This window comes from Micromonospora carbonacea, assembly GCF_014205165.1.
GTDB classification, from domain to species: Bacteria; Actinomycetota; Actinomycetes; order Mycobacteriales; family Micromonosporaceae; genus Micromonospora; species Micromonospora carbonacea.
This window is the reverse complement of the sequence record NZ_JACHMZ010000001.1, coordinates 3077888-3094869: the sequence shown is the minus strand read 5'-3', so window position 1 is coordinate 3094869 and position 16982 is coordinate 3077888. Positions and strand designations below refer to the sequence as shown.

General features: G+C 74.6%; 16 protein-coding genes. 3 read left to right on the top strand and 13 right to left on the bottom strand.

The genetic code is table 11. The features are described 5' to 3' along the window. Nucleotides 1-96 precede the first annotated feature (96 nt). From HDA31_RS13395 to HDA31_RS13385, 3 genes are all read right to left on the bottom strand, one after another. Nucleotides 97-624 carry a flavin reductase family protein gene (locus tag HDA31_RS13395; RefSeq protein ID WP_178065324.1) on the bottom strand — a complete coding sequence of 176 codons (528 nt, stop codon included), beginning with the start codon at nt 622-624 and terminating at the stop codon, nt 97-99. A 377-nt stretch (nt 625-1001) separates the two neighbouring features. Further along, the gene (locus HDA31_RS13390) at nt 1002-1442 is read right to left on the bottom strand and encodes a DUF4395 domain-containing protein (RefSeq protein WP_178065323.1); all 441 of its coding nucleotides are present in this window, start codon (nt 1440-1442) and stop codon (nt 1002-1004) included. 252 nt (nt 1443-1694) lie between these two features. After that, the gene (locus HDA31_RS13385) at nt 1695-2204 is read right to left on the bottom strand and encodes a TlpA family protein disulfide reductase (protein WP_246383940.1); all 510 of its coding nucleotides are present in this window, start codon (nt 2202-2204) and stop codon (nt 1695-1697) included. A gap of 378 nt (nt 2205-2582) precedes the next feature. Here HDA31_RS13385 and HDA31_RS13380 point away from each other — a divergent pair, with 378 nt between their 5' ends. From HDA31_RS13380 to HDA31_RS13370, 3 genes are all read left to right on the top strand, one after another. Beyond that, complete coding sequence (locus HDA31_RS13380) at nt 2583-3986, top strand: carbohydrate-binding domain-containing protein (RefSeq protein WP_178065322.1); 1404 nt, start codon at nt 2583-2585, stop codon at nt 3984-3986. A 148-nt stretch (nt 3987-4134) separates the two neighbouring features. Then, nucleotides 4135-4728, top strand: a complete 594-nt coding sequence (locus HDA31_RS13375; protein ID WP_178065321.1) for a DUF4956 domain-containing protein — start codon at nt 4135-4137, stop codon at nt 4726-4728. After that, complete coding sequence (locus HDA31_RS13370) at nt 4725-5525, top strand: polyphosphate polymerase domain-containing protein (protein WP_178065320.1); 801 nt, start codon at nt 4725-4727, stop codon at nt 5523-5525. Before HDA31_RS13375 ends, HDA31_RS13370 begins: the two co-directional genes overlap by 4 nt. A 196-nt stretch (nt 5526-5721) precedes the next feature. Here the strand turns inward: HDA31_RS13370 and htpG are convergent, their stop codons facing one another. From htpG to HDA31_RS13320, 10 genes are all read right to left on the bottom strand, one after another. After that, complete coding sequence (htpG, locus tag HDA31_RS13365; protein WP_178065319.1) at nt 5722-7635, bottom strand: molecular chaperone HtpG; 1914 nt, start codon at nt 7633-7635, stop codon at nt 5722-5724. An 89-nt stretch (nt 7636-7724) separates the two neighbouring features. Beyond that, nucleotides 7725-8924: a helix-turn-helix domain-containing protein gene (locus tag HDA31_RS13360; RefSeq protein ID WP_246383938.1), complete on the bottom strand. Its 1200-nt coding sequence runs from the start codon at nt 8922-8924 to the stop codon at nt 7725-7727. Further along, complete coding sequence (locus HDA31_RS13355) at nt 8911-9075, bottom strand: hypothetical protein (protein WP_176734358.1); 165 nt, start codon at nt 9073-9075, stop codon at nt 8911-8913. The genes HDA31_RS13360 and HDA31_RS13355 overlap by 14 nt, the downstream gene beginning before the upstream one ends. A gap of 171 nt (nt 9076-9246) precedes the next feature. Continuing rightward, nucleotides 9247-10560, bottom strand: coding sequence for a helix-turn-helix domain-containing protein (locus tag HDA31_RS13350; protein WP_178065318.1), 1314 nt, complete (start codon nt 10558-10560; stop codon nt 9247-9249). A gap of 217 nt (nt 10561-10777) precedes the next feature. Continuing rightward, on the bottom strand, nt 10778-11770 hold the full coding sequence (gene pip / locus HDA31_RS13345; protein ID WP_178065317.1) for a prolyl aminopeptidase: 993 nt from the start codon (nt 11768-11770) through the stop codon (nt 10778-10780). After that, entirely contained in the window at nt 11770-12951 is a 1182-nt protein-coding gene (locus tag HDA31_RS13340) for a trans-sulfuration enzyme family protein (protein ID WP_178065316.1), read from the bottom strand. The genes pip and HDA31_RS13340 overlap by 1 nt, the downstream gene beginning before the upstream one ends. A 45-nt stretch (nt 12952-12996) precedes the next feature. Next, entirely contained in the window at nt 12997-13818 is an 822-nt protein-coding gene (locus HDA31_RS13335; RefSeq protein WP_178065315.1) for a carbon-nitrogen hydrolase family protein, read from the bottom strand. A 17-nt stretch (nt 13819-13835) separates the two neighbouring features. Beyond that, on the bottom strand, nt 13836-14033 hold the full coding sequence (locus HDA31_RS13330) for a hypothetical protein (RefSeq protein ID WP_376701447.1): 198 nt from the start codon (nt 14031-14033) through the stop codon (nt 13836-13838). A 100-nt stretch (nt 14034-14133) separates the two neighbouring features. Next, nucleotides 14134-15687, bottom strand: a complete 1554-nt coding sequence (locus HDA31_RS13325; RefSeq protein WP_178065314.1) for an amino acid adenylation domain-containing protein — start codon at nt 15685-15687, stop codon at nt 14134-14136. Between the two features lie 540 nt (nt 15688-16227). Beyond that, nucleotides 16228-16794 (bottom strand): GNAT family N-acetyltransferase, encoded by a 567-nt coding sequence (locus tag HDA31_RS13320; RefSeq protein ID WP_178065313.1) that lies wholly within the window; start codon nt 16792-16794, stop codon nt 16228-16230. Nucleotides 16795-16982: the final 188 nt, after the last annotated feature.

Here is a 16982-nt window from a genome sequence, read left to right as displayed (position 1 = left end):
CGCGCCACCCGGCGGCGCGGCGTCGTGCCGCACACCACGCAGTCGTCGGCCGGGCGACGCACCCGCCGGCCGGGTGGCGTCGCCCGCCGGGGCCGTTCAGGCCACGGCGGCCCGGTCGACCGGGTCCACGCCGGCGAAGCCGCCCCGGTGGTAGAGCAGCGGCGACCCGACGTGGGCGTGCCGCAACAGCTCGGGCTCGGCGAGCACGATCGCGTGGTCGCCGACGACCACCCGGTCGACCACGCGGCAGAGCAGCCAGGCCAGGGCGTCGTCGAGGATCGGCACCGCCTCCGGGCCAACCCGCCACCGGGTCGGATGGGCGAAGCGGTCGATCCCGGTGGCGGCGAACGTGCGCGCCAGGTCCCGCTGGTGCTGGGCGAGCAGGTGCACCGCGACGTGCCGGGACCGCGCCACCGTGGGCCACGCCGACGAGGCGAGCCCGAGGCAGAAGGACACCACGGGCGGCTCCAGGGACACCGACGTGAACGACGTCGCGGTGAAGCCGACCGGCGGGGTGCCGGGGGCCGTCACCACGGTGACGGTGTTGGCCTGCTGGCGCAGGACCCTCCGCAGCGAGCTCGTGTCGGCATCGACGATGGGTTCTTGCTGCGGGTCGGCGGTCATCGGAGGCTCCCAGGATCGCACGGTGCAGCCCGGGGCGGGCCGCCCCGGATCGGCCGAGACGCACATCGATGCGGCGTCCGGTGCCCCCGACGCTAACCGACCACCCCCACCACCCGCAAACCCTACCTGAAAAGTAGGGATTTCGGCGCCGGCCCGGTCACCCGGCCCCGACCTGCCCCGCGCCGGCTCCGGGGGCGACGCCGGGCGGGGCCCGCGCGGGCGGCGGCCGCGCAGGTCAGGTCCCGCACGGGACCGCCCCGACCAGGCCGGGACGGTCGGCACCCAACCGGGACGGCCCCGAAGGCCGCGCCGGGCAGCACCCGCACGGGACGGCCCCTAAGGCCAAGCCGGGCAGCACCCGCCCGGTGCCGCCCAGATCAGGCCGAGCCGGTCGGCACCCGGGCGGGCACCGGTCGCCCGGCGAGCCGACGCGCCGCGAGGTACGCCTCGCAACCGAGGCAGACGTCGAACGCCGCGTTGAGGAAGGCGGCGGCGAGGGCCGCCGCCGTGGCGGTCAGGGTGAGCGCCGGCAGGCCGGCGAGGTGGCCGGCGGCCGCCAGCAGCATGAACGCCAACCCGACGAGCTGGGCGAACCGCACCGGGGCGGCCGGCTCCCGCTCGGCGGGCGGGCCGAGCCGGGGCGCGACCAGCGCCCGGTAGGCCAGGGCGTACGGGCCGAGGCGCGGGCTGGCCGCCGTGACGGCGAAGACGACCGCCTGGGTGAGCACCAGGGCGGGCGAGCCGGTGATCAGCGCGGCGGCGAGGACGACGGTGGTGACGGCGGCGGCGAACCGGGGGCCGCGTGGATCGAGCAGCATGGCGGTAGGAGTCCGATCGGCGAGGGGGCGCGCCGTGGCGCGCGGGCGGCTGTCAGGCGGGGCGGCACGCCGGACAGAGGCTCGCCGCCAGCCGCCCGTGGTCCACCGCCCGCCGCCGGGTCAGTCGCGCCCCGCGCGGCGACACCGACGACACATGCCCCGACGACGCCGACGACGCACGGCCCGGCAACCGGGAGGCGGCCCGCCCTGGCGACGGCACGAACGATCCGCGTGCGGGTGACCGCGTGACCGTCACCGGTCGGCCCCGGCCAGCAGCTTAGTGACGGCCGCGACCAGGTCGTCCCGCACGGGCACCCCGGCGGCCCGGAGCACCACCCGCCCGGCCGGGTCGACCACCAGCACGGTGGGCGTCCGCCAGACGTCCAGCTCACGGACGGCGTCGAGGTGCCGCTCGGCGTCGACCTCGACCAGCACGACACCCGCGACGGCTGCCTCGACCTGCTCCAGGACCCGGCGGGTGGCGCGGCAGGGCGCGCACACGGCCGAGGAGAACTGGACCAGGGTCACCGCGCCGGGGCGCGCGCCCAGCCGCGCGAGCAGTGCCCGGCGCGGATCCTGCGGCAGGGTGCCGCCGTCGACGGCAGGCGTCCACCGGTCCGGGTGGGCGGGGGGAACTGGCGGGGCCGCCGCGACCACCGACCGGAGCCGGCCGTCGCGGCGACGCCGCCACCGGCCGAAGCCGGTGGCGGCCCCGAGCACGCCGGCGACCAGCAGCACGCCGGTCAGGGTCTGGTCCCGCACCGGTCCAGGGTGCCACAGGCCCAGGTCAGTGCCCATTGGCGGTTCGGATGGCGGAACGCCGGCACCGCCGCCCGGCCCGTTCCGCCGCCGACAGTCCGCCGACGGGAGCTGCCCAAGACTCGCGTCCGTCCGGGGCGACGGAGCGGCCGAAGACACGTCGCCGGCGTCGTCAAGCGCCCGTAGCTCAGAGTTTCGTCAATGTTCACTGTCAGCCACCTGTCATTAGGGGCGATGACCGGCTTTTCCGTCGCGAGACCTTTGAGTCGATCAGACATCTATTTATGATTCTCGATGCCATGGCGTATTCACCGGCCGTTCACCAACCGAACAGCCGGCGTTCAGGACCGCACCCACCTGCCCTCGAAGAACGGGATCACCATGACCTCGACCACCCGCAGAACCGCCGCCCTCGCCGGGCTCACGGCCACCCTGCTGGCCGGGCCGCTCGCCGCCGCCGCCGTCGCCGCCCCGACCGCCACGATCACCCTCACCGGATCCGGCGCGAGCGTGTCGGGCAGCAACGTCACCGTCTCCGGCAGCGCCATCACCATCACGGCTCCCGGCTCCTACCAGATCAGCGGCACGCTGAACAACGGCTACGTCAAGGTGGACACCGCCGCCGCCGGCACCGTCGAGCTCATTCTCAGCGGCGCCTCGATCACGAACTCGGCGTCCTCGCCCCTGTACGTGACCGACGCCGACGCCGTCACCGTCACGTTGGCCGCCGGCACCACCAACAGGCTCACCGACGCGACCACCTACACCAACGCCGGGGAGCCGGACGCCGCGCTGTTCAGCGCCGCCGACCTGACCATCGGCGGCACCGGGTCGCTGACCGTGCAGGCCCGCTACCAGGACGGCATCGTCAGCAAGGACGACCTGGTCATCCAGTCCGGCACGATCACCGTGAACGCGGTGGACGACGCCATCCGGGGCAAGGACTCGCTCACCGTCAACGGCGGCACCATCACCGTCACCTCGACCGGCGGCGACGGGCTCAAGTCGAACGACACGGAGGCCGGCAAGGGCGTCGTCAACATCACCAACGGCACGATCTCGGTCTCCGTCGCCGACGACGGCATCAAGGGCGAGAACGCCCTGAACATCTCCGGTGGCACGATCAACGTGACCCGGTCGTACGAGGCGCTGGAGGCGCTCAAGCTCACCATCAGCGGCGGCAACTCCACCGTCGTGGCCAGCGACGACGCCGTCAACGCCGCCGAGGAGGGCCTCGGCCACATGGAGCCCTCCCCGAACGCGTTCATCCGGGTCACCGGGGGCACGGTCGTGGCCACCGGCGGCACCGACGGGTTCGACTCCAACGGCGAACTCACCTTCGCCGGCGGCACGGTGGTCGCCAACGGCTCCAGCACCCGGGGCGGCGGCGAGGGCGCGCTCGACACCGACGCGACGCTCACCTTCACCGGCGGCACGGTGGTGGGCGCGGGCCTGACCTCCATGGCCGTGTTCAAGGCGGTGCCGAACACCGGCCAGGGCTGGGTGGCGCCCCGGTTCAGCACCACCTACGCCGCCAACACGATCGTGCACGTCGTCTCCGGCAGCACCGTGCTGGCCTCGTTCCGGGCGTCGAAGAGCTTCCGGGAGGTCGTCATCTCGTCGAACCGCATCACCAACGGCCAGCGGTACGACGTCTACACCGGCGGCAGCGTCAGCGGCACGAACGTCGGCGGCCTCTACACCGGCGGCAGCATCTCCGGCGCGACCCGGGTGCTGACCGGGGTGACCGCCGGCCAGTACAGCGGCGGCATCATCCGCCCCTGACCTCGGGCCAGCCCGGCCAGGGCCGCGCGGTCCTGGCCGGGCGGCCCTCGCCGGCAGCCCACCCCGCCCCACCCCGTCCCGCACCGATCCGCAGCCCTCGCGTCGGCCCCGTGCGCCGCGACGCCGGGCACACCCCTGAGGAGCATCAATGTCGCGGTTGGTCCTGACCGGGATGAACCTGGTCGCCGTGGGCCTGCTCGTCTTCGCCCTGTACTTCCCCCGTCATCGGCGGCGGGACCTGGTGGTCGCCTACCTCGGCGTCAACGTCGGCGTCTTCGCCGTGGCCAGCTCGCTCAGCAGCGGCACCGTCGGGGCCGGCCTCGGGCTGGGCCTGTTCGGCGTACTCTCGATCATCCGGCTCCGCTCCACCGAGCTCGACCAGCACGAGGTGGCGTACTACTTCTCCGCCCTCGCACTCGGCATCCTCGGCCCGCTCTCCGGCACCTCGATCTGGACGGTCGCCGGCCTGACGGCGCTGATCCTCGCGGTCATGTACGTCGGCGACCACCCGCGGCTGCTGCGCCGCTACCGGCGGCACGTCATGGTGCTCGACACCGTGCTCACCGACCCGGTCGCCCTCACCGCCCACCTCGAACAGCAGCTCGGCGCGCGGGTGCACGCCGTCAACGTGGAACGGGTCGACCTGGTCAACGACACCACCGTGGTCGACGTGCGCTACTCCCGGCCGAAGGCCGCCGCGAGCGCCGCCCGCCAGCCGGCCGAGACGGGCGCGACGCGGTGAGCGCCGTCGCCACGCCCACCACGGTGCTGGCCGACCTCGCGCCGATCGACCTCGCGGAGCTGACCGGGCGCGCCGCCCTGCAGACCCGGTTCGACCGCAAGTACCTGCTCCCGGTCGCCGAGGTGCCGGCGCTGCTCGCCGGGCTCGACCCGGCCACCCGGGTGCTGGAGATCGACGGCCGGCGGTCGTTCCGCTACGAGTCGGTGTACTTCGACACCCCCGACCTCGTCAGTTACCGGCTCACCGCCCACCGACGCCGCCGCCGGTTCAAGATCAGGACCCGGACGTACGTCGATTCGGGCCTGTGCTGGCTGGAGGTGAAGACCGAGGGCACCCGCGGCGGCACGGTCAAGCACCGGCTGCCCTACCACCCCGACGACAGCGGCACACTGTCGCCCGGTCGGACGTTCGTCGACGGGATCCTCGCGACGCTCGGCACCGGCGGCGGGACCGGCCTGGCGTTCGCCTCGACGCTCACCACCAGATACCTGCGCAGCACGCTGTTCCTGCCGACGACCGCGAGCCGGGCGACCATCGACCTCGGACTGTGCTGGGAAGGCGGCCACGGCGCGCGGCTGGAGCTGCCCGGGCTCGCCATCGTCGAGACGAAGACCGGGTCGACCGCCTCGCACGTCGACCGCCTGCTGTGGAGCCACGGCCATCGCCCGACGGCCGTCTCCAAGTACGCCACCGGGCTGGCGGCCCTACGCCCCGAACTGCCCTGCGCCCGCTGGCGGCGCACCCTGCGGCGACACTTCACGCCGGACGCCGGCCCGGAGGCACCGCCGCCGGTCTGAGCCCCCGTGACGTCCGGCGGCGCGGCTGCCGTGCCGCCGGACGGGTGCCGTGCACATACCGGTGGATCGGTGAGGACGATCGAACGCCACGGCGGTGTCCTCGACGACGTGCGGGGCACCGCGCGGGGCCCCGTGCGACGGTACTGGAGCGCTGTAGCACCGCCGCACGGAGCCCCGCGACGTCAGAGGGAAGACGTCAGAGGGTACGGGCCAGCCGGTCGGCGAGGACGCGGGTGAACCGGGACGGGTCGGCCAGCTCCCCGCCCTCGGCCAGCAGCGCCATCCCGTAGAGCAGCTCGGCGGTGTCGGCGAGCCCGTCGGCGGCGGCGTCCTGCTCGTGGGCCTTGCGCAGCCCCTCCACCAGCGGGTGCCCCGGGTTGAGCTCCAGGATCCGCTTGACCTGCGGCACCTCGTGGCCCATCGCCCGGTACATCTTCTCCAGCGTCGGGGTGATGTCGTGGGCGTCGCCGACCACGCACGCCGGGGAGGTGGTCAGGCGGGTGGAGAGGCGGACCTCCTTGACGCTGTCGGCGAGCTTCTCCGACATCCAGGTCAGTAGGCCGGCGTACTCCTGGCGCTGCTGCTCGCGGGCGGACTCGGCCTCCTTCTTCTCCTCCTCGGTGTCCAGGTCGACCTGGCCCTTGGCGATGGAACGCAGCGGCTTGCCGTCGAACTGGCCGACCCGCTCGACCCAGACCTCGTCGACCGGGTCGGTGAGGATCAGCACCTCGAAGCCCTTGGCGCGGAACGCCTCCATGTGCGGCGAGTTCTCGATCATCGAGCGGGACTCACCGGTCATGTAGTAGATGTCGGACTGGCCGTCCTTCATCCGCTCGACGTAGTCACGCAGGCCGGTCAGCTCGGCCGGGTCGTGGGTGGAGGCGACCGAGACGACGTCGAGGATCGCGTCGGTGTTGTCCGGGTCGTCGAGCAGGCCCTCCTTCAGCGCCGGGCCGAACTCCGACCAGAAGGTGCGGTACTTCTCGGCCTCGTTGGCCTTCAGTTCCTTGACGGTGGCGAGGATCTTCTTCACCAGCCGCCGGCGCACCGCCTGGATCTGCCGGTCCTGCTGGAGGATCTCCCGGCTGATGTTGAGCGACAGGTCGTGCGCGTCGACGACGCCCTTGACGAAGCGCAGGTAGTTGGGCATCAGCGCTTCGCAGTCGTCCATGATGAACACGCGCTTGACGTAGAGCTGCACGCCCCGGCGGGCCTGCGGGGCGAACAGGTCCACGGGCGCGTGCGACGGCAGGAACAGCAGCGCCTCGTACTCGAAGGTGCCCTCGCCCCGCATGTGGATGGTCTCCAGCGGGTCGGCCCAGTCGTGGCTGACGTGCTTGTAGAACTCCTTGTACTCGGCCTCGTCGACCTCGCTGCGCGGCCGGGCCCACAGCGCCTTCATCGAGTTGACGGTCTGCACCTCGCGGGTGGTCTCGTCGCCCTCGCCCTTACGCTCGACCGTCATCCGGATCGGCCAGGCGATGAAGTCGGAGTATCGCTTGACGATCTCGCGGATCTTCCACTCGGCGGTGTAGTCGTAGAGGTGGTCGTCGCTGTCCTCGGGCTTGAGGTGCACGGTGACGGCGGTGCCCTGCGGCGCGTCGTCGACGGTCTCCACGCTGTAGGTGCCCTCGCCGGTCGACTCCCACCGGGTGCCCTCGCTCTCCCCGGCGCGCCGGGTGAGCAGGGTGACCCGGTCGGCGACCATGAACGTGGCGTAGAACCCGACGCCGAACTGCCCGATCAGGTCCGCCGACGCCGCCGAGTCCTTCGACTCGCGCAGCTTCGCCAGCAGCTCGGCGGTGCCCGACTTGGCGATCGTGCCGATCAGCCGGACGACGTCCTCGCGGGACATGCCGATGCCGTTGTCCCGGACGGTGAGGGTGCGTGCGTCGCGGTCGACCTCGATCTCGATGTGCAGGTCGGAGACGTCGGCTGCGAGATCCTTGTCGACCAGGGACTCCAGGCGGAGCTTGTCCAACGCGTCGGAGGCGTTGGAGATCAACTCCCGCAGGAAGACGTCCTTGTTCGAGTAGATCGAATGGACCATCAGCTGGAGCAGTTGGCGCGCCTCCGCCTGGAACTCCAGCGTCTCGATCCGGTTGCTCACACCGACCCCCTTCAGTGACTTCACGTGCCTTCGTGGTGCCTCCGCGCACAGGATACGAGCCGTCGCTGCCCGTCGCGACACCCGCCCGCTCAGGTGACGCCGAGGGCGAGCGCGAGCTGCACGATCGTGGCCGGGGCGTGCGGGTCGCGTACCACCTGGGCCAGCACCGACCGGGCGGCCGGGCGGTGGCGCACCTCGGCCGGTGCCGTGCGATCGGCGTCGACCAGGGTCCGGCCGGCACTGGCCGGGTCGTCGGCCTGGAGGTAGGCGCGGGCGGCGTCGAGCAGGTGCGCGGCCCGGTGCTCGGCGGGCAGCCACCGCCAGGCGTCCCGCCGGGTCGTCCGCTCGTGCCAGGTCACGGCCGCGCGGGCCGCGCCCAGCTCCACGGCCGCCGCGACCCGCGCCGAGCCGACCGTCGTCGGCCCGAACCCCGTCCGGTGGTGGTCGTGCCCCTCCCCCACCCGGTCCGCCATCGCGGCGGCCTCGCCGAGCAGTTCGGTGGCGGAAGCCTCGTCACCGTGGCGGGCGGCGGCCAGGGCCGCCTGGACCAGCAGCGCCCCGCACAGCGACAGCTCCTGCGGCGTGCCGTCGTCGGGGTCGGCCGGGGCGATCCGGTACGCGGCGGCCAGCGCCGCCGACCTCGCCGCCCGCGCCCGGCCGGACACGCGCAGCGCCTGGCCGAGCTGCACCACGGCGGCGGCCACCAGCGCCCGGTCGCCGGTCGCGGCGGCCACCGCCCGATCGGCGGCCAGCCAGGCCAGGTCGGCCTCGCCGACCTTGACCAGCAGTGCGGCGGTGATCCGGTACGCCTCGACCAGCGGCCCGCGCCCCGCCGCGGGATCGCGGGCGTGGGTGCGCTGCGCGTCGGCCAGCAGCGGCGGAAGCAGGTCGACGAGCTGCGGGTACCGGGCATGCTGGTAGGTGATCCACCCGTGTCCGACCTGCCGCGCCAGCCGGTCGGCGGGCACGGCGGGCCGCTGGGTGGCGCGGCCGAGCGTGATCTCGTACGCCGACAGGGCCGCCCGGATCCGCTCGACGCCCTCGGCGCGTTCGGTCGCCTCGGCGGGCCGGACGTCGCGGCCGAGCAGCACCGCCGCGTCGATGCGCAGCACGGCGGCGATGTCGTGCAGGATGGAGACCCGGTCGAGGGCGCGGACGCCTCGCTCGACCTTGTCGACCCAGCTCTTGGACTTGCCCAGCCGGTCGGCCAGCATCTGCTGCGACAGTCGCCGCCGTCCCCGCCAGTACGCGACCCGCCGGCCGACGGGCAGGAGGTCACCGCTGTCCACGCCGCCACCGCCGGTCCGGCACCGCCCGGGTCGTCTCCTCGGCCGGTATCCGCTCCGCCTCGGCCTGTGCGAGCAGCCGCTGCCGGGCTGCCTCCCGCTCCGCCTGTTGGATCTGCTCGCCCCGACCCTCGACCGGCCCGTCGTCGCTCATCGTCCCGCCTCCGTCGCCAGGGGCGCGGCGCAGTGGCCCGGGGAAGGACCGCCACCGCCACACCCGGTTGAAGGGAGCGGCTCGTACCCGAACCGGTGCCGGTTCAGCCGTCGCACGCCCTGATCACAGCCTGTGATGAAACGACTGCGCGATCCAGGCGAACGACGTCCGCTACTGTCCGCCCGGCACCACCGAAACGGTGACGGACAGGTCCGTGGACAGGTCAACGAACTCCCGCGCCGCCACCGAGTTCGCGGCAACCTCCACCAGGAGCCTCCGTAGCTCGGCGACCCGCCGCGTCGCCCGCTGCGACTGTGCCCGTCGCGCCAACTCCAGCGCCCGTCCCGCCACGTCCGCCGCCCGCTCGACCTCACCGGCCTGGAGTAGGGCCTCGGCCAGCCAGGTGAGGTACAGCGACGACTCCCGGGGCACCTCGGAGCCGTAGCCGGCGGTCACCCGTTCGAGGATCGGCACCGCGCGCAGCGGCCGGCGAAGTTCCGTCCACACCCGGCCCGCCATGATCTCCACCTCGTCCGGGCTCAGCCAGTACGCCCACGGCGGCGCGGCGCTCGGATCGCGACCCGCGTACGCCTCCTCCACCATGCCCAGTGCCCGCTCCGCCTGGCTCGCCTCACCGACACGGGCGTGCGCCCACGCGACCCGCTCCAGCAGCAGCGCCCGGCCCGTCGCCTCGGCCGCCTGCCGGCCCCCGGCGTACGCGGATCTGGCCAGCGTGACCGCCTCCCGCCGGTCCCCGGTGCTCGCCTCCAGATAGCTCAACGTGCTCAGGCAGTTGGCCGCGCTGGCGGTGTCCCCCGCCGCGTGCGCGGCTCGCATTCCGGCCAGGTAGTACCGCCGCGCGTCGGCGGTCCGGCCGGCGTCCTCGGCGACGAATCCGGCAAGCTGGCAGAGGTCCGCCGCTGCGGCAAGCAGCCGCCGACCGACCACCTCGGAGTGGGTGCCCGCGCGCAGCAGGCCGGCGGTGGCCTCCAGTTCGGCGATCACCATCGCGTACGTCTGTGCCCCGCCGACGTGGTCGTCCAGGCGGCGGAGCTGTCCCACCCGGCGCTCGACGCGAGCCACGGTCTCGGTGCCCACCTGCCGGCCTGCGCTCAGCTCGTAGCGCTGCGGAGGATCCGCTATCAACCACTGGTGCGCCAACTCGGCCGCGTTGTCCGGGCCGGGCACCGTGGTGACCAGCAGGTCGGCGAGCTGCTCGGCGTCGCGGTGCCGCCACAGGGCAGCGCAGTCGATCTCCCATCTCCCGTCGCGGAGAACGCCCGCGAGGCAGACCAGTTCGCCGCCGGCAGCGAGGGCATCGTCCAGCCGCGCCGCCACCTCGGGCGTCGGCGGCTTGCGGCCGTGGGCGAGGTCGTGAAGATAGCTCTTGCCGTAGTAGGTGCGGGCGGCGAGGGCCCGGAAACTGACGCCACGCTCTCGGAGCAGTTCTCGTAGACGCACGGCGAAGCGCGACGATGCGGACATGGCGGAGACTCCCGGCTGAGGTCTGGACGACAGCGCCGCCGGTCCTACGTGGACAGGCACCACTCCGGACGATAGCCGACAACCACGTTAGGTAGCGTGACGCTCACGCGGTCGACAGTGATGGCGTAGGTGACTCAGCTCCCTATGCGCCGTCGCGCATTGTCGAGCGCCGCCGAACTCGAACCGAGCCGCCGATAGTTGTCCTGGCTGACGCCGCTCACCCGGTCGGTGACACCGGGGCGAACCGGTCGAGTGCGGCGCGCAGGTGCCGGCGCATCGTGTCGCTGCCGGTGTGCCCGGAGTCGTCGACCACGATCAGCTCCGCGTCGGGCCAGGCGCGGGCCAGCGACCACGGCGTCTCCAGCGGCGCGCCGAGGTCGAAGCGCCCGTGCACGAGCACGCCGGGGATGCCGGCGAGCCGGTGGGCGTCGCGCAGCAGGGCGTCGTCGGCGAGCCAGGCCCCGTGCGAGAAGTAGTGCGCGCAGAGCCGGACGAAGGCGACCTGGTCGTCCGGCGGCTGGTCGCGGTAGGCGTCCGGCTTGCCGTTCGGTTCCAGGGAGACGACGGCGTCCTCCCAGGTGAGCCAGGCGATCGCGGCCCGCTGGCGGACCTGCGCGTCCGGATGTTCGAGCAGCCGCGCATACGCGGTGAGCAGCTCGGCGGCCGGGCCCCGGCCCGGCGCGATCGCCGGGCGGTCGGCGGCCGGCACGGCGTCGACGAACCGCCGCCACTGCTCGGGGAAGAACCGGCCGACGCCCCGGTACAGCCAGTCGATCTCCGACCGGCGGCTCATCGTGACCCCGACGAGGACGATCGCGCTGACCCGCTGCGGGTGGCGCTGGGCGTACGCGAGGCCCAGGGTGGAGCCCCACGAGTTGCCGAACAGCAGCCACCGGTCGACGCCGAGGTGCTCGCGCAGCCGCTCCATGTCGGCCAGCAGGTGGTCGGTGGTGTTGTGCCGCAGGTCGGCGGCCGGGTCGCTGGCGTGCGGGGTGCTGCGCCCACAGCCGCGCTGGTCGAACTGGACGAGCCGGTAGCGGGCCGGGTCGAACAGGCGGCGCGTGCCGGGCGACGAGCTGCCGCCGGGGCCGCCGTGCACGGCCACGGCCGGCATGCCGTCCGGGTTGCCGGACACCTCCCAGTAGACGCGGTGTCCGTCGCCCACGTCGAGCATCCCCTGGTCGTACGGCTCCACCAGCGGGTGCCCCATCAGGCCGTCCGCCCGGTCACCGCGTCGAGGGCGCGGGTGAAGTCGGCGAGCAGGTCGGCGGTGTCCTCGATGCCGGTGGAGACCCGCACGAGGCCCTCCCCGATGCCGGTGGCGGCGAGCTGCGCGGTGTCGACGATCCCCGCCCACATGGAACGCGGGTGCACCACGAGGGTGCTCACGCTGCCGAGGCTGGCGGCCCGCTTGGCCAGCCGCAGCTCGGCGAGGAGGGTGGCCGCCGCCGGCTGGCCGCCGGCCAGGTCGAGGCTGAACACGCCGCCGTACCCGCTCATCTGTTTGGTGGCCAGGTCGTGCTGGGGGTGGCTGGGCAGCCCCGGGTAGCGGACCCGGGCGACCGCCGGATGCGCCTCCAGCTCCCGGGCCAGGGCGAGGGCGTTGTCGTTGTGCCGGGCCATCCGCAGCGGCAGCGTGCGGATGCCGCGCAGCAGCAGCCAGGCGTCGATCGGGCCCAGCGTCGCGCCGGTGACGATGGCGGTCCGCCAGACCCGGTCGACCAGCTCGGCGGAGCCGACGACCACCCCGGCGGTGACGTCGGAGTGGCCGCCGAGGAACTTCGTGGCGCTGTGCCAGACCAGGTCCGCGCCGAGGGCCGCCGGCCGCTGGTTGACCGGGGTGGCGAACGTGTTGTCCACGACGGCGTACGCGCCGTGGGCGTGGGCCAGCTCGATCACGGCGGTCAGGTCGGTCAGCTCCAGCAGCGGGTTGCTGGGGGTCTCCACGAGCAGCAGCCGGGTGCGCGGGGTCAGGGCGCGGGCGAACGCGTCGACGTCGGTCTGGTCGACCTGGGTGCAGGTCACCCCGAACCGGGTGAGCAGGCCGGTGGCCAGCGAGGTGGTGCCGCCGTACGTGCTGCGCTGCACGATCACGTGGTCCCCGGCGCTGAGCAGGGCCAGCGCGATGGTGGTGACCGCGCCCATCCCGGAGGCGGTGACCAGGCCCGTCTCGACGCCCTCCAGCTCGGCCACGACGGCGGCCGCCTGGGCGTGGTTGGGGTTGCCGTAGCGGGTGTAGAAGGCGTCGGGGCGCACCTGCGTGGCGACCTCGGTGAACCGCTCGTCGCTCTCGGCCCCGAACGTGGCGCTCTGCACGATCGGGGGCGACACCGCGCCCGGCGGGTGCAAGCCGTCGTCGCCGTGGATCGCGGTCGTGCCGATGCCGGTCACCGGTGCTCCTCGCGTGGTGGGGTGGGGTGGGGTGGGGTGGGGTGGTCAGGGTACGACGACGACCGGGGCCGGGGCGGGCGCCGGGGCGGCCCGGTCGCGCAGCATCCGCTGGCTGTCGCGCTGGCGGCGCAGGACCGCGTCGTCGAGGTCGGCGACGGCGAGCCCGGCGGCGGTGCCGGCGGCGGCCAGGGCCCGCCCGTCGGGGCCGTAGACGGCGCTGTGGCCGGCGAAGCGCCAGCCGCCGTGCGCGCCCGCGTAGTTGGCGAACAGCACGTAGCCGGTGTTCTCCAGGGCGCGGGCCGGGAAGTAGACGCCGCGCCGGTGGTCGGAGTCGCCGACGGTGAACGCGCCGGACACCAGGTAGGCGTCCGCGCCGGCCAGGGCCAGGCCCCGGGCGTGCTCGGGGAAGCTGGCGTCGTAGCAGACGCCGAGGCCGAGCCGCCAGCCGCCGAGCTGCACCATCGTGTCGGTGTGGCCGGCGACGAACACCGCGCGCTCGTCGGCGTCGAGGTGCCGCTTGTGGTACGTGGCGGCCACCGCGCCGTCGGGGCCGACGACGAACGCGGCGATGGCCCACCCGTCGGCGCGCCGGGCGCAGCCGCCGACCACGGCGGTCACCCGGTGCGCCCGGCAGGCCCCGCCCACCGTCCGCAGGACCGCGTCGCCCACCTCGACCTCGCAGCGGGCGACGTCGGCGGTGAGCAGCGGGTAGTCGTACCCGCACAGCGACAGCTCGGGGAAGACGACCACGCGGGCGCCGAGGGCGGCGGCCTCGGCGACGGCCGCGACGTGGGCCGCCGCGTTGCCGGCCAGGTCGCCGCCGACCGCCTCGATCTGCGCGGCGGCGACCCGAAACGGCTCGCGCACCGGCTCGTCGTCGCCCGTCACATCGCCCCCAACCACCAGCGCAGCCCGAAGAAGACCGCCAGCCCGACCGTCCACACGATCATGAACCGTTCGACGAACAGGCCGGTCACCGGGGTGACCACCCCGGCCACCAGGTAGGGGATCGTGACCACGGTGACCTCGACCCGGTTGTCGACCGGGGCGAGCACGGACGGCACGGCGATGGCGGCGAGCAGGGCCGGCAGCGGGCCGTCCCGCCCGTGGCGGGGCGCACGTCGACCGGGGAGCGGTCCCGCCGGCGGCGTCCGATGGCCGACGCCGCCCGGCTCCGCTCAGTCATCCCTCGTTCCCCCAGGGGCCGGGGGCGGGCCGGACGGCCGCCGGGTCGCAGACCGGCGGGGCGGCGGCCGGGTGCGGAGTGTCGGCCGCCTCCCACCCGGGCGTCGGCAGGGCCGCCCGGTCCACCTTGCCGCTCGGGGTGGTCGGCATCCGGTCCAGCCACACCACCGTCGCCGGCACCAGCGGGGCGGGCAGCCGCTCGCGCAGCCGGGCCGGCACGTCGTCGCGGCGCGCGCCGACCAGGTAGCCGACCAGGATCGGGTCGCCGCTGGGCCCGGTGCGCACGGCGGCGGCGGCCTCCCGCACGCCGGGCAGGTCGGCCAGGGCCGCCGCGACCTCGCCCAGCTCGATGCGGTAGCCGCGCAGCTTGACCTGGTCGTCGAGGCGGCCCAGGAACTCCAGTTGCCCGTCGGGGCGCAGCCGGACCCGGTCGCCGGTGCGGTACATCCGCTCGCCGGGGCGGAACGGGTCGCGGAGGAACCGGGCGGCGGTCTCCTCAGGCCGATCGAGGTAGCCCCGGGCCAGGCCCGCGCCCGCCAGGTACAGCTCCCCCGGCGTGCCGGGCGGCACCGGCATGCCGTCGGCGGCCAGCACGTACGCCCGGGTGTGCGGCAGCGGCCGGCCGATCGGCGGGACGCCCCCGTCGGCGGTGACCTCCGCCCAGGTCGAGTAGGTGGTGTCCTCGGACGGGCCGTAGAGGTTGAGCAGCCGGCGTACCCCGGGGCGGGCCAGGACGCGGGCGGCGAGGGCCGCGGTCAGCGGCTCGCCGGCCAGGCAGACGGTGCGTACGCCGGCCGGCAGGGCGTCGGCGGCGAGCAGCTCGCTCATCGCCGAGGGGACGGTGTTGACCAGGGTGACCGGCAGCGCGGCGGCGTCGGGGCCGGCGAGGGCGAGGACGTCGTCGACCAGCAGCACCCGCCCGCCCCAGCACAGCGGGCCGAAGATCTCGAACACCGACAGGTCGAAGCAGACGCTGGTGGCGGCCAGCACACCGCCCAGCTCCTGCGCGCAGAAGGCGGACCGGGTCCAGCCCATCAGCGCCGAGGCGGAGCGGTGCTCGATGGCCACGCCCTTGGGCCGGCCGGTGGAGCCGGAGGTGTAGATGACGTAGGCGAGCCCGGCGGGATCGGCGTCCACGTCGGGCCGGTCGGCGGGTGCCGCGCCCACGTCGAGGGTGTCCAGGGGCAGCGCGGTGCGGCCGAAGCGGTCGGCCAGGCCGGTGCGGGTGAGCACCAGCCGGGCGCCGGAGTCCTCGGTCATGAACGCCACCCGGGCGGGTGGGTACGCCGGGTCGAGGGGCACGTACGCCGCGCCGGCCTTGAGCACCGCCAGCAGGGCCACCACCAGGTCGGTGTCGCGGGGCAGGCAGACGCCGACCCGGTCCTGGCCGGCGACGCCGTGCGCCAGCAGGACCCGGGCGAGCCGGTTGGCCGCCTCGTCGAGTTGCCGGTAGGTCAGCGCCCGGTCGCCGGCGCGCACCGCCTCGGCGTCGGGGGTCCGGTCGGCCTGGGCCTCGACCAGGCGGTGCAGGCAGGCGCCGGTGAGTGGCACGCCGGGGACGCGGGGCGCACCGGCCCGGCGCACCGGCCCGGGCCGGGCGGAGATGGTCACTTCCGCCCGCGATTCGTCGTGCGCGTGCAGCAAAACACGGACGGCCCCCAAGATCGTAACGGTACGTGTGCCCTGGATGACCGTTCGGCAGGTCAGCACCCCGGAGCCCTCACGCTCTGCTACTTACAGCGATCGATCGCTTGCTCTCCGGTGAGAGGCTCCACGAGCGCCGATGGGAATGCCAAGAGCCCTCCCGAAATGCGGGACACCAGTGGCGGATTTCGAACAAGCTGTTTCCGGAACCGCCTGAGCGGCGCGTCGGGCGGGAGGACCCTGAACAGGGCCGATGCCCCGGGCGGGCCGACAACCGCCGGCCCCGACGGGCCCGTGGCTGTCGGGAAGCCGCCACGCCTTCCGAAGCGGCCCGGCCAGTCCCCGAAACGACTCGGCCACGCCCCGCACGGCGGCGCGGCGGCGCGCCGCGCGACGGTGCCGCCGGCCACCGAGCCGTCAGGCCGGTGGCCGAACCGTCACGAGCCGTCAGACCGGTGGCCGCCACTCGTCGGCGAGGACCGACCAGACGTCGATGTCGATCCGCCCGCGCGGCCCGGGGACCGCCTGGCGCAGCGTGCCGTCGCGGCGCATGCCCAGCCGGCGGGCCACGGCGATGCTGCGGGTGTTGCGCGGGTTCGTCCGCCACTCGACCCGGTGGACGCCCCGCTCCCGCACCGCCCAGTCGACGATCAGGCCGGCGGCGCGGGTGATCAGGCCCCGCCCCTGCGCGCCCGGCTCCAGCCAGCAGCCGGCCTCGCACACGCCCAGCGCGGTGTCGAACGAGACGAACATGACCCCGCCGACCAGCGTCGGCTGCCGCGGGGCCGGACCCGTGAGCCAGATGCCCCAGATCCCGCCGGCGTCGCGGGCCCACGCGTCGGCGTAGCGATGCAGGACGGCCCGCGCGGACGCGAGGTCGGTGGCCACGAACGACGCACCCACCCAGGGCGCGATGTGCTCCCGGGCGCGGTCGAGGTGGTGGAGGAACTCCTCGGCCCGCCACGGCTCCAGCGGACGCAGCTCGGCGTCGGCGGTCAGGGGGCGAACGAACACCGGGCCTCCCGGGGACGCAGGGCGGACCGGTCCAGCAGACCATACCCGGGCGTGCGGGAACACCCGGCCCGGCCGCAGGCGGCCCGCCGCAGGGGGACGAGGGGCGCGGCGGCGCTCGGGCCCCTCGAGCCGCGGGCCCCCGGAGCGCAGGCGTCCGACGCCCGGGCCGCCGGGGCCGGGCGCGCGAC

Bases quoted from the DNA above. Each gene is read 5' to 3' on its own strand.
- HDA31_RS13395 (WP_178065324.1), bottom strand. From the start codon at position 624: ATGACCGCCGACCCGCAGCAAGAACCCATCGTCGATGCCGACACGAGC.
- HDA31_RS13375 (WP_178065321.1), top strand. From the start codon at position 4,135: ATGTCGCGGTTGGTCCTGACCGGGATGAACCTGGTCGCCGTGGGCCTG.
- HDA31_RS13355 (WP_176734358.1), bottom strand. From the start codon at position 9,075: ATGAGCGACGACGGGCCGGTCGAGGGTCGGGGCGAGCAGATCCAACAG.
- HDA31_RS13390 (WP_178065323.1), bottom strand. From the start codon at position 1,442: ATGCTGCTCGATCCACGCGGCCCCCGGTTCGCCGCCGCCGTCACCACC.
- HDA31_RS13350 (WP_178065318.1), bottom strand. From the start codon at position 10,560: ATGTCCGCATCGTCGCGCTTCGCCGTGCGTCTACGAGAACTGCTCCGA.
- HDA31_RS13380 (WP_178065322.1), top strand. From the start codon at position 2,583: ATGACCTCGACCACCCGCAGAACCGCCGCCCTCGCCGGGCTCACGGCC.
- pip (WP_178065317.1), bottom strand. From the start codon at position 11,770: ATGGGGCACCCGCTGGTGGAGCCGTACGACCAGGGGATGCTCGACGTG.